General features: G+C 69.9%; 10 protein-coding genes. 6 read left to right on the top strand and 4 right to left on the bottom strand.

Annotated features, from left to right (window positions below; genetic code table 11):
* Positions 1-73 precede the first annotated feature (73 nt).
* On the top strand, positions 74-412 hold the full coding sequence (locus tag ACFSGX_RS14330; RefSeq protein ID WP_380930931.1) for a hypothetical protein: 339 nt from the start codon (positions 74-76) through the stop codon (positions 410-412).
* 94 nt (positions 413-506) lie between these two features.
* A complete protein-coding gene (gene yghU, locus ACFSGX_RS14325) occupies positions 507-1,370 on the top strand; it encodes a glutathione-dependent disulfide-bond oxidoreductase (RefSeq protein WP_380930930.1) in 864 nt (287 codons plus the stop codon).
* A gap of 58 nt (positions 1,371-1,428) precedes the next feature.
* On the opposite strand, the gene ACFSGX_RS14320 is transcribed toward yghU, so the two are convergent.
* Positions 1,429-2,121: an NnrU family protein gene (locus tag ACFSGX_RS14320; RefSeq protein WP_380930929.1), complete on the bottom strand. Its 693-nt coding sequence runs from the start codon at positions 2,119-2,121 to the stop codon at positions 1,429-1,431.
* 123 nt (positions 2,122-2,244) lie between these two features.
* On the opposite strand from ACFSGX_RS14320, the gene ACFSGX_RS14315 reads away from it, so the two are divergent.
* Positions 2,245-2,958: an HAD family hydrolase gene (locus ACFSGX_RS14315; RefSeq protein ID WP_380931155.1), complete on the top strand. Its 714-nt coding sequence runs from the start codon at positions 2,245-2,247 to the stop codon at positions 2,956-2,958.
* Between the two features lie 9 nt (positions 2,959-2,967).
* On the opposite strand, the gene ACFSGX_RS14310 is transcribed toward ACFSGX_RS14315, so the two are convergent.
* Positions 2,968-3,996: a zinc-binding alcohol dehydrogenase family protein gene (locus tag ACFSGX_RS14310; RefSeq protein ID WP_380930928.1), complete on the bottom strand. Its 1,029-nt coding sequence runs from the start codon at positions 3,994-3,996 to the stop codon at positions 2,968-2,970.
* A gap of 95 nt (positions 3,997-4,091) precedes the next feature.
* Complete coding sequence (locus ACFSGX_RS14305) at positions 4,092-5,798, bottom strand: M28 family peptidase (RefSeq protein WP_380930927.1); 1,707 nt, start codon at positions 5,796-5,798, stop codon at positions 4,092-4,094.
* A 147-nt stretch (positions 5,799-5,945) separates the two neighbouring features.
* On the opposite strand from ACFSGX_RS14305, the gene ACFSGX_RS14300 reads away from it, so the two are divergent.
* On the top strand, positions 5,946-6,407 hold the full coding sequence (locus ACFSGX_RS14300) for a DUF4126 domain-containing protein (RefSeq protein ID WP_380930926.1): 462 nt from the start codon (positions 5,946-5,948) through the stop codon (positions 6,405-6,407).
* Positions 6,408-6,466: 59 nt separating this feature from the next.
* The gene (locus ACFSGX_RS14295) at positions 6,467-7,411 is read left to right on the top strand and encodes a VOC family protein (protein WP_380930925.1); all 945 of its coding nucleotides are present in this window, start codon (positions 6,467-6,469) and stop codon (positions 7,409-7,411) included.
* 16 nt (positions 7,412-7,427) lie between these two features.
* Here the strand turns inward: ACFSGX_RS14295 and ACFSGX_RS14290 are convergent, their stop codons facing one another.
* A complete protein-coding gene (locus ACFSGX_RS14290; protein ID WP_380930923.1) occupies positions 7,428-8,687 on the bottom strand; it encodes an N-acetylmuramoyl-L-alanine amidase in 1,260 nt (419 codons plus the stop codon).
* Between the two features lie 523 nt (positions 8,688-9,210).
* Here ACFSGX_RS14290 and ACFSGX_RS14285 point away from each other — a divergent pair.
* Positions 9,211-12,186, top strand: a complete 2,976-nt coding sequence (locus ACFSGX_RS14285) for an Rne/Rng family ribonuclease (RefSeq protein ID WP_380930921.1) — start codon at positions 9,211-9,213, stop codon at positions 12,184-12,186.
* Positions 12,187-12,348 lie beyond the last annotated feature (162 nt).

Below are 12,348 nucleotides of genomic sequence, written 5' to 3'. Positions count from 1 at the left end.
ACGCCGCGTCGACGGGCGTGATGCCGCCGCCCGGCCATGCTAGGCGGTGTCCAGAACGGAATCAGGTAGACGCATGGCCCGCAAACAAACGAGACACTCCGCCAACGACGACCTGTCGCTGGAGGACGCGGCGCCCGAACCGGTCCCGCCCTGCTGGCTCTGCGGCCGGCCCACCGGCAAGATCATCGTCTGGCACCATCCCGTCCCGAAAAGCCGGGGCGGCCGCGATGTCGTGCCCATGCACCCGATCTGTCAGCAGACGATCGTCGCGAACTTCACCAACACCGAACTGCAACGGCACGGCATGGATGTGGACGGCCTGCTGGCCCACCCCGCGGTGCGCAAATTCGTCGACTGGGTGGCGAAGAAGGACCCCGATTTCACCGCGACGCAGTCGAAGAAACAGCGCTGACCACCGTGCGCTCCGCACCCACGCAATCGGACCATCGTTGGTGCCCATCCGTCGCCGCCCGCGTTCCCCGTTCTGCCTTCACCGGAGACCGACCATGACCAACGCCTACACACCCCCCGCCGTCTGGACCTGGGACACCGAAAGCGGCGGCCGCTTCGCCAGCATCAACCGCCCGATCGCCGGCGCCACGCGTGATCAACCGCGGCCGATCGGCAGGCATCCGCTCCAGCTCTATTCGATGGGCACGCCGAACGGCGTCAAGGTCACGATCATGCTCGAGGAACTGCTCGCCGCCGGCCATGCGGGCGCCGAATATGACGCCTGGCTGATCCGCATCAGCGAAGGCGACCAGTTCGGCAGCGGCTTCGTCGAACTGAACCCGAATTCCAAGATCCCCGCGCTCGCCGACCATAGCGGCGCGGAACCCGTGCGCGTCTTCGAATCCGGCGCGATCCTGCTGTATCTCGCGGAAAAGTTCGGCGCGTTCCTCCCCACGGCGGGGCCGGCGCGGGCCGAATGCCTCTCCTGGCTGTTCTGGCAGATGGGCAGCGGCCCGTTCGTCGGCGGCGGCTTCGGCCACTTCTACGCCTATGCGCCGGAAAAGATCGAATATGCGATCAACCGCTACGCCATGGAAACCAAGCGCCAGCTCGACGTGCTCGACCGCCGGCTGGCGGACACCGAATTCATCGCCGGCCCGGACTATACGATCGCCGACATGGCGATCTGGCCCTGGTACGGCCAGCTGGCACAGGGCGAACTCTACAGCGCGGCCGAATTCCTCCAGGTGCAGGACTATCGCCACCTCCAGCGCTGGACCGATCAGCTCGCCGCCCGCCCCGCCGTGCAGCGCGGCCGCATGGTCAACCGTGTGATGGGCGAGCCCTCGAGCCAGCTCCATGAACGCCACGACGCCGGCGACTTCGACACGCGCACCCAGGACAAGCTGAACGACTAACGACCAGTCCGCCGGGCGTCGGTCCAACCGATCGACGCCCGAGCGATCCCGCTGGCTTTCAGCCGATCCAGCGCCAGATGCCCGCGGGCCACCCCGCCAGCGGAATATGCGCCCAGGTGGCGGCGAGCCACGTCACCAGACCACCGCCCAGCGCATGGATCCCGAACCCGCCGAACCGCGCCCGCCCCGCCAGGATCGCCGCAAACGGCAGGTAGCTCGTCCGCGCTTCCCACGCCGGCCAGCCTTGCGGATCGAGCGCCGCCTTCTTGCGATCCTGCAACGCCGCACCGACCAGCGCCAGCACGATGATCGCACCCGACAGCACGATGTTCTTCGCCACCGGATAGATCAGGATGTGCGAGACGCCCCAGATCGCGAACGCCCACATCATCGGATGCCGCGTCACGCCGAACACCCCGCGCGCCTCCGCCGTGCCCGCGTCGACCGCCGCCCCCGCCAGCGCCGGATTGCGGACCAGCGACCCCAGCAGCAGGACCGACGCGATCAGCATCAGCGCGCTCGACACCGCCCACAACCCATCGCCGACCGCCCACAGCGGCGCGGTGATTTCCGCCGCCCGGTACGCCCACACCATCGCCCCGAACGTCGCGAACGCCACGAGCGAATACACGCCCTGAAACCCCTTCTCCCCCAGCGCGCCGACCAGCGGTCGCCGCAGCGGATGCGACATCACGAAATGCGTACCGACAAATGCGGCCGCCGTCGCCAGAACGGCCATCGACCCGGTCATTGCTTGTTCCCCCCGATAATGCCGACGATCCTGCCACCATCCGGCGGATCAGGCCACCGGCCCTTTGGTCCCGCTCCCCCGGCTTGCCGCAACCCGCGCGCCGCGGCATGACCGGCGCACACGATCGGAGTCCATGCCATCCTCGCCGTCGACAGCCTCCCAAAGGTCATCACCTTCGATTGCTACGGCACGCTGGTCCAGTGGCATCGTGCCGTGCGCCACGCCGTCCGCCTGATCCTGGACCGGCACGCGGGGGCCACCACGCCGGAGGATCGCGTCGCCACGGTCGCGGACCGCCTGCGCGGGGTGGCCGTCGACCACCAACGGCAACCGGCCTTCCTCGACTACAAAGCCGTGCTGCACGCCAGCCTGAACCAGGCGCTGGCCGAAGCAGGCCACGCGACCACCGCTGCCGATCTCGAAACGCTGTTGCAGACCCTGGGCCGGATCGCCCCTCACCCGGAGGTACCGGCCGCGCTCGCCCGCCTGCGCGAACGCACCCGGATCGCCATCATCAGCAACACGTCGGACGACCTGATCGCCGGCACCGTCGACGCGATCGGCACGCCCATCGATTTCGTCGTGACCGCGCAGCAGGCCCGCGCCTACAAGCCCGATCACCGGCTCTTCCTGCACGCTTATGCCGTCATGGGCGTCACGCCGGACGAGACGATCCACGTCGGCATGGGCCAGTTCACCGACCTGAAGGTCTGCCACGAACTCGGCATCCGGTCCGTCTGGATCGATCGGGAGGGCGAACCGCTCAACCCCGCTTGGCAACCGGCCGCCGTGCTTCAGGACCTCGCCGGACTGCCGGACCTGCTCCTCCCGTCCTGATCGCGATGATCAGGCGGCGTCCGCGCCCCAGCCCGCCAGCACGATCTTGCCGCGCGTCGTGGCGCTTTCGATCTGGCAATGTGCTGCGATCAGGTTGGCCGCATCGATCGGCGTCATCGTCTCGGTCAGAGTGGTGCGGATCGCGCCGGCATCGACCAGCTCCGCAACCGTATCCAGCACGCGGCCCTGTTCGGCCATGTCCGCGGTTTCGAACAGCGAACGGGTGAACATCAGCTCCCAATGGACCGACACCGACTTGCGCTTGAACGCCACGATGTCGAGGCCGGCGGGATCGTCGATCAGCGCGAAACGCCCCTGCGGCGCGATCAGTTCGGCGATGTCCGACAGGTGACGATCCGTATGGGTCGTCGAAAACACGAACGCCGGCGCGTCGATGCCGAGCGCGGCGATCTGCGGGGTGAGCGGCCGGGCATGGTCGATCACATGATGTGCCCCCAGATCCCGCACCCACTGCCGCGTTTCGGGGCGCGACGCGGTCGCGATGACGGTCAGGTCGGTCCGCGCCCGCGCGATCTGGATTGCGATCGATCCGACCCCGCCCGCACCGCCGATGATCAGGATGCTCCCCGCCCCGCCACCGGCCACGCCGTCGCTCACCCGCAACCGGTCGAACAGCACTTCCCACGCGGTGATCGCGGTCAGCGGCAGCGCCGCCGCCGCCGTCAGGCTGTGCGGACGGCGGCCGACGATCCGCTCGTCGACCAGCTGATATTCCGCGTTGCTCCCGTCGCGGACCAGCGACCCCGCGTACCACACCGCATCGCCGACCTTGAACGCCGTGACGTCCGGCCCGACCGCCGCGACCACGCCGGCCGCATCCCAGCCCAGGATCCGCTCAGACCGCCCGTCGAACGGGGCCGCGCCGCCCCGGACCTTGGCATCGACGGGGTTCACCGACACCGCCTCCACCGCGATCAGCAGGTCCCGGCCCGTCGCCACGGGCTGCGGAAGGTCGATGTCGATCAGCGCATCCGGACGATCGATCGCGCCGGGCTGGCGGTAGGCAATGGCGCGCATGGGTCTGGCTCCGTTCGGTAATGGGTCCGCCGCATGTAGAAACCGGCGCACCAAATGCCAGACGCCGAACCACCGTCCGGTCCGAAGACGCCCGATCAGCGCGCCAGACTGAACGTCGCGACACTTTCCGCGACCGGATCCAGCCTGACCCACAGCGCGATCCCCACCGCCAGCAGGACCAGCACCCCGGCGACCCGCAACGCCGGCCGCCGCGCCACCACCGGCATCAGCGGCCACAGCAACGCCGCGACCAGCGCCAGCGGCACCGCCGCCACGAACGGCATATCCGGCCCCACCGCCTGCATCAGGAAGAAGCCGAGCGCGAACAGGAACCCGACGCCGATCGCCGCCGCCACGATCCCCACGATCGCGCCCGCCCGCGCCCCGCCAAAGGCACGCGCCACCGCGGCGATCGCCGCCAGCAGCAGCGGGCACAGGATCACCCCCGACACGGTCGGCGCCACCCATTGCGCGACCCCGCCGATCAGCAGCATCGGCAACGCCGCCCCCGCCGCCAGCCCTGCAACCGACCGCCGCCCGGCCGCCAGCCCTGCCCACACCGCGATCAGCGCCGCGGCGCACAGCAGCCCGGCCTGCACCTGCAACCGCGGGATCGCCGCCAGCCGATCATAATAGTTCACCGGCCCGTCCGCGCCCGACACCAGGTTGACCAGGTACAGCAGCCCGCCCGAAAGCAGGATCAGCGCCAGCGTCGCCCCCGCGCCGCGCAGCACGTCCCGCATGGCCCGCTCGCGCCACGCCGCCGCCGCGAACAGCAGCGCGGTCGCCCCGAACAAAACCCAGCCGAACCCCGCCGGATACGCCAGCAGCACCCATCCGAACGCATCGAAGAAGCTCAGGTCCGGCGCCTTCCCCGGCAACACCGCCACCGCCAGCAGCGCGCGGGTCAGCGCCAGCACCTGCCCGCCCATGTCCTGCACCGCGCCCTGGTCGAGCCGCGCGGGCGTCGCGAGCGGCGAGTGATACAGCCCCGCCCGCCCGATGAACGCGAAGTTGAACCCGGCATAGCCCGCGCGCTTGGCCGGCGTGAAATCGGTCGAATTGGGCAGGTGGCGGTAGATATAGACGCTGAGCGACGTCCCCACCGGCCGCGGCACCGCATCCTGGAACAGCCGCATCATCGCGCCATTGTCGCTGCCCGTCTCGAACATCGACGCCCGCCCGCCGCCGCCGCGCGCCTCCATGTTGACGATCACGCCGACCCGGCCGGCCAGCGGATCGCCCGCGAAGAACGCGTTCGCCCCCTCCAGCCCGGCCTCCTCGCCATCGGTCAGCAGCACGATCAGGTCGCGCGCCGGCCGCCCGTCCGCCACCACCGTGCGCACCGTCTCCAGCGCGGTCGCCACGCCGGCCGCGTCGTCCGCCGCACCGGGCGATCCGAACACGCTGTCATAATGCGCCATCAGCAACACCGCCGGCCGCGTCCGGTCGCGACCCGCCAGCGTCGCCACCACGTTCACCACCGGCGGTCGCACCCTCGCCGCCCCGGTCCGCGTCGCGATCCGTTCCGCCGCCGCCTGGCTCATCGCCGTGCCGCTCGCCCGCACCGTCAGGCCCATCGCGCCCAGCCGCTGGATCAGATAGCCGCGCACCCGCGCATTCTCGACGCTCCCGGTCGGATGCGGCGCACGCCCGATCGCACGCACGTCCGCCATCGCGCGCCCGGCGGAAAACGCGCTCCGCGGCGCATCCGCTGCTCGCGGGGCCGGCGGCGTCGTGCCGATCACCGCCAGCAACACCGCCCCGACCAACGCCGCAAACGCCGCCCACCATCTGCCCATGCCGTCACCCCCGCTGTCATGGTCAGACTGTCGCACCGTGCGGCGTCATGCAAGGCAGCGCTCGGCTGCCCGAACCGGTCGCGGGATCGGATCGCCTGCACGGTTCGTTCCGTCGGTGATCCGTCCTCTCGGACACCAGGAGTTGCCATGTTTCGACCGATCCTCATGGGCCTCGTCGCCGGACAGCGCGCGATGACGCCGCTGTCGGCACTGGCCGGCGCGGCACGACGCGGCACATTGCCGTATGACAATGCCGCAGCGCGCCTGATGGCGAGTCCGCTGTTCTCCGCGGGCGGCGTGGCGATGGCCGTCGCCGAAATGGTGGGCGACAAGACGAAGACCGCGCCCGACCGCACCGTGTTTCTCGGCCTGCTCGCGCGGACCATCACCGCCGGGTTCGCGGGCGCGACGCTCTCACCGCCCAAACGCCAGGTGGCGGGTGCGGCGCTGGGCATCGGCGCCGCGATCCTGTCGTCCCATGGTGGGCTTGCCCTCCGCAAGCGCGCCATGCGGCGCTGGGGCCAGACCTCGACCGGCTTTGCGGAGGACGCGCTGGTCCTCGCCGCGGCAAACGCGATCGCCAACGCCCGCCCCTCGCTAAACCGCTAGGACCGACCTACACCTTGCTCCGGCTCCGCGCGAACGACGCGGGGCGGGGAGCAGGGCCGATGAAACGCCGGACGATCACATGGTGCGGCCTGGTGCTGGCGGCGTCCGTCGCGTCCGGGTCGGGCATCGCCCGCAACCCCGCGCCGACGCGGCCCCCGCTGGCCAGCGTCTCGCACATCGCCGTCTATGCGCGGGACCCGGCGCGCAGCGAGCGGTTCTACGTCCACGATCTCGGCGCGGTGAAACGACCCGATCCGGAACACCCGTCCGGCGCGCGCTACTATTTCGCACCGACGCAATTTGTCGAGGTGCTGCCGCTGCCGCCCGGTCACCGTTCGATCAACCGCCTGGCGCATGTCGCGTTCAACACCGCCGATGCCGACGCGATGCGCCGCTATCTCGCGGCACAGGGCGTCCGCGTCCCGGCCAGGCTCGATCGCGCCGCCGACGGCAGTCGCTGGTTCGCGGTCACCGATCCGGAGGGGACGATCGTCCAGTTCATGCAGCCGCCGGCCACCCCCCCCGCCGTGTCGCTCAACCCGCTGTCCAGCCACGTCATGCATGTCGGCTTCATCGTCCACGATCGCGCGAAGCAGGACCGCTTCTACCGGGACGTCCTCGGTTTCCGCCCTTATTGGGAGGGTGGGATGCGCGACGACCGTCCGACCTGGATCTCGCTGCAATTGCCGGACGGCCGCGACTGGGTCGAATATATGATCGTCGGCACCCCCGGGATACAGGGCATTCCCCGCGACATGTCGGCGGCCGACCTCGGCGTGCTCAACCATTTCGCGCTCGGCATCCCGGATGCCCGCGCGGCCTACACGCTACTGTGGAACGGCGATCGGCTCGCCGGACAGGATCAGACGCCCAAGATCGGGCGGGACGCCAAGTGGCAGCTCAACCTGCTCGATCCCGACGGCACGCGCGCGGAACTGATGGAATTCCATGCGATCGGCAAACCCTGCTACTCGCCGTTCCGCGCGCCCGACCCCGAACGCTAGGACGTCCTGCTGGAACCTACCGGCTCGCCATCCGCCGTGCGAAATACGCCGTCACCGCGCGCGTCACCCCATCGGCGATCGCCGTCCGCCCCTCGCGGCTGAACAGGAACTTCGAATCCTCGATATTGCTCATATACCCCGTCTCGAGCAGCACCGACGGCACGTCCGGCGCCTTCAGCACCGCGAACGCCGCGAACCGGTGGTAACTCGACCGGAACGGCACCGCCGGCGCCATCTCGCGCTGCATCAGCCCGGCAAAGCTCGACGACATGTTCATCGATTCCCGCTGCGCCAGGTCGACGAGGATCGACGAGACATCGGGCGCCGCATTGCCCAGATTGACCCCGTTCAGGATATCCGACCGGTTCTCGCGCGCCGCAAGCCGCGCCGCGACCTGGTCCGACGCCACCTCGGACAGCGTATAGATGCTCGCCCCGCGCGCCAGATCGGCCGGCGCGCTGTCCGCGTGGATCGAAATGAACAGGTCCGCCTTCAGCCGGCGGGCGATCTCGCGCCGTTCCTGCAACACCAGGAACCGGTCGTCGTCGCGGGTCAGCGCCACGCGCACACGCCCCGTGGCGACCAGCGCATCGCGGATCGCCCGCGCGATCGCCAGCGACGCATCCTTCTCCTTGCGCCCTTCATAAACACTGATCGCACCCGGATCATGCCCGCCATGCCCGGCGTCGATCACCACCAGCGGCCGGTTGCTGCCCCGCCCGCCACGCACCGGCGGCACTTCGTTGGGGACATAGGGCCTGGCGGATTCCAGCGGTACGACGATCGCACCGTCCTCCATCTCGGCACCTTGAGCCGCACCCGCCACCGGCAGCGCCGTCGAGCGCCGGAATCCGACCGCCGAAAACAACGTCCGCGCCCGCGCCCGCACCGCGTCGGCAAAGCTCCGTGCATCGGCCGGCGCCACCGACAGCGTCAGCGAACGGCCGTCCGCCGCCATGGCGGCATTGGTCACCACCGTCGGCGTCGCCAGGTCGAACACCATCCGCGCGGTATTCTCGCCGCGCTGCCCGGTGCGCGCCCCGCTCACGAAGCCACCCGTGGAAATCGGCGGCAACGGACCGACCCGCGCCCCGTCGATGTCGAGCGCGATCCGCTCCGGCCCGTCGAGCAGGAACATTCGCGCACCTTCGACCGCATCGTCGAACATCACGGTCAGGCTGTCGTAACCCACATCGACCGCGCGGATCGTCGCGGCGGCCGCGGCCGGCCCCGGCACCATCATCGTGGCGGCCATCATCGCCGCGAACAGGCTCATGCGCCTAATCCCCCCCTGAATCGCAGTGCCTCCCGCCGGCATCGGCCGGGCGAATCGCCTGTCGCAAGGGGGTGTCGGTCCGTCCATGCCCCCGGCTTAGCGCCGCCACCTATCCCGATGGTGAACCGGCATAGTTAATACGCCCTTCGCCATCGTGTCGCCACAAAGCCGCGGCGTGCCGCATCGCTTGTGCGACGGGTCGCGCGATGCTAGCACATGTGTAATCCGGATGGACCGCGCTCGCGCACCGCGAACAGGCTCCGCCCGGACCTTTACGGGGCGCCCATGTCGGTGCGGCCTCGTCCGACCAGGTTGACGCTTCGCATGATCCATCCCTCCTTGTTGTCCGACAGCCGCCCGAACGGGCGCTGTGCGTCGGTCCGGGACGGTGGCTGCGGCTCCAACACATTCCAGACCCAACCGCAGATGCCGGCGCCGGATCTGTCCGTGCCGACGGCCTGCCCCCATGATTTCGCGCCGCCGCGGGTGACCCCGCCGGCCCTGCGCGCCAGGAGACTCCATTATGACAATGCGCATGCTGATCGACGCGCGCCACCGGGAAGAAACCCGCGTGGCGGTGGTCAACGGACACCGGATCGAGGAATTCGACTTCGAATCCGCGGAACGCAAGCAGCTCAAGGGTAATATCTACCTTGCCAAGGTGACGCGGGTCGAACCGTCGCTCCAGGCCGCGTTCATCGATTACGGCGGCAACCGCCACGGCTTCCTCGCCTTCTCCGAAATCCATCCGGACTACTACCAGATCCCGAAGGAAGACCGTGACGCGCTGCTCGCCGAAGAGGCCGAGCATGCCGCCGAGGAGGAGCGTCTGCGCGGTCCCGACCATGACGACGACCTCGACGACGAGGACGGCGACGACGCCCCCGAGCGCGCCGAGACCGACGCCGACCATGACGACGAGGACGGCGAGCCCAGCGCCGCCGCCCCGCTCGAAGGCGGTGCCGGCAACGACGACCAGGCCGTCGACAATCTGCGCGAGAAGCGCACGAACCTGCGCCACCGCTACAAGATCCAGGACGTCATCCGCCGTCGCCAGGTGCTGCTCGTCCAGGTCGTGAAGGAAGAACGCGGCAACAAGGGCGCCGCGCTCACCACCTATCTGTCGCTCGCCGGCCGCTATTGCGTGCTCATGCCGAACACGTCGCACGGCGGCGGCATCAGCCGGAAGATTTCGAACGGTGCCGATCGCAAGCGGCTGAAGTCGATCATGGCCGATCTGGCGCTGCCGTCCACCATGGGCTGCATCGTCCGCACCGCCGGGCTTCAGCGCAGCCGGACCGAGATCAAGCGCGACTTCGACTATCTCGCCCGGCTTTGGGACGAGATCCGCGAGAACACACTCAAGTCCGCGGCGCCCGCGCTCGTCTACGGCGACAGCGACCTCATCAAGCGCGCGATCCGCGACATCTACAACCGCGACATCGAAGAGGTGATCGTGGAGGGCGAGGAAGGCTACCGCCAGGCCCGCCAGTATATGAAGCTCCTCTCGCCGGCTGCTGCGAAGAAGGTGAAGCTCTACGTCGACGTCGTGCCGCTGTTCCAGCGCGGCGGGGTCGAGGAACAGCTGTCGGCGATGTACAATCCGGTCGTCCAGCTGAAATCGGGCGGCTATCTGGTCATCAACCCGACCGAGGCCCTGGTGTCGATCGACATCAACTCCGGCCGGTCGACCCGCGAACATAATATCGAACAGACCGCGCTGTCGACCAACCTCGAAGCCGCGAACGAGATCGCCCGCCAGCTCCGCCTGCGCGACATGGCCGGCCTCGTCGTCATCGATTTCATCGACATGGAATCGAACGGCAACAACAAGAAGGTCGAACGCGCGATGAAGGAGGCGCTGAAGAACGATCGCGCCCGCATCCAGGTCGGCCGGATCAGCAGCTTCGGCCTGTTCGAAATGAGCCGTCAGCGGATCCGCACCGGCGTGCTCGAAGCGTCCACCCGCACCTGCCCGCATTGCGACGGCACCGGTCTGGTCCGCACCGCATCGTCGGCCGGCCTGTCCGCGCTGCGCATGCTGGAGGACGAGGCTGCGCGCGGTCGCGGGTCGCAGCTCGTGCTGCGCGCCAGCCAGGAAGCGGCGTTCTACGTCCTCAACCGCAAGCGCCACGAACTCGCCGAGATCGAGGATCGCTACGGCGTGCTGATCGAAATCTGCCCCGACGGGCAGCTCGAAGGCGCGCGCATGGCCGTCGAAAGCCACGGTCCCCCGCCCGCGCACCCGCCGCGCATCCCCGTCCTGCCGCCGATGGAGGCCGAGGACGAAGAGGATTATGGCGAGGAAGAAGATGACATCGAGGAGGAGACCCCCGAGATCGAGGAGGTCGAAGCCCGCGAGGATCGTCCGCGCCGCGAAGGTCGCGAAGGGGGCCGTGAAGGCCGCGAAGAGCGTGGCGGCGAAGGCGGCCGCAAGCGTCGTCGCCGCCGTCGTGGCGGCCGCCGCGAGGATGGCGATGCCGTGGAGACGGACGGCGCCGATCAGGCCGTCCATGACGGTCAGACCACCGAAGACGACGTGCTCGTCGCGGTCGACGAACTGCCCGAGGCGGACCGCGAGGATGCGATCGCCACGCGCGCCAACGCCGATCTCGACGTCGCCGCGCACGGCGAACCGGCGTCCGACGAAGACGGCGAAGGCCGCCGCCGTCGCGGTCGTCGCGGACGCCGCGGCGGTCGCCGCAACCGTCAGGAAGACGGCAGTGAGACCGTCGACCAGCCCACGTCCGACGACGCTGCACCCGTGGACGCGGAGGCCGGCTACGAAGCCAGCGCCGCCAGCACGCAGCTCGCCGACGCGACCGCCGAACAGGCTGCGTTCGACGACGTGCCGGTGGTGGTCGCTCCGGTCGAAGTGGCACCGGACCCGGTCGAGGACGTGGTCGAGGAAGACCGTCCCCGCACGCGCCGCCGCCCCCGCGCCCGCCGCGACGACGGCACCCCCGTCGCCGCCCCGGTCGCTCCGCCCGCCGCGATGATCGCCGTCGCTCCGGAACCGGTCGCGATCGAGCCGGTCGCAGCGCCGGTCGAGGCAACGGAGGACGCCCCGGCCGAGGTCACGCCGAAGCCGCGCCGCCCGCGCCGCAAGAAGGCCGACGCCGCGGTCGAAGAGGTTGCCGAGCCCATCGCCGAACCGATCGCCCCCGCGATCGAGGACGTGATCCCGGCCGCGATCGACCCGACCCCGGTCGAAGCCGACGCGGAGGCCCCTGCGCCCAAGCCCCGTCGCCCGCGCCGGAAAAAGTCGGACGTCGAAGCCACGGAGGCCCCCGCCCCCGTCGCCGAAACACCCGCCCCGACCCGCGCCCCCCGCACCCGCAAGCCCGCGGCCGCGGCAGCGGTGACCCCGCTCGCCGTGGCAACGGAACCGGCCCCCACCGCCGACCCCGGCGAAGCGGACGCCCCGGAACCCGCCTCTCCCGAAAACCAGGAAGGCAGCCCCCGCCGCGGCTGGTGGCAACGCACCTTCGGCGCATAAGCCGAGCTAAGCAAAAGCCCTCTCCCCTCCGGGGAGAGGGTTGGGAGAGGGGAGCAACGCTCGTGGCGAGGCTCCCCCAAGCAACACCCCCCTCGCCAACCCTCCCCCCGGTTGGTGGAGGGAGCCTGCTCCAACAGCGAACCAGAAACCCCCTCCCCCCAC

Source organism: Sphingomonas arantia (genome assembly GCF_042682045.1).
GTDB lineage: Bacteria > Pseudomonadota > Alphaproteobacteria > Sphingomonadales > Sphingomonadaceae > Sphingomonas_R > Sphingomonas_R arantia.
Note: the sequence above shows the minus strand (reverse complement) of the source record. Positions and strands in the feature narration are given on the sequence as shown.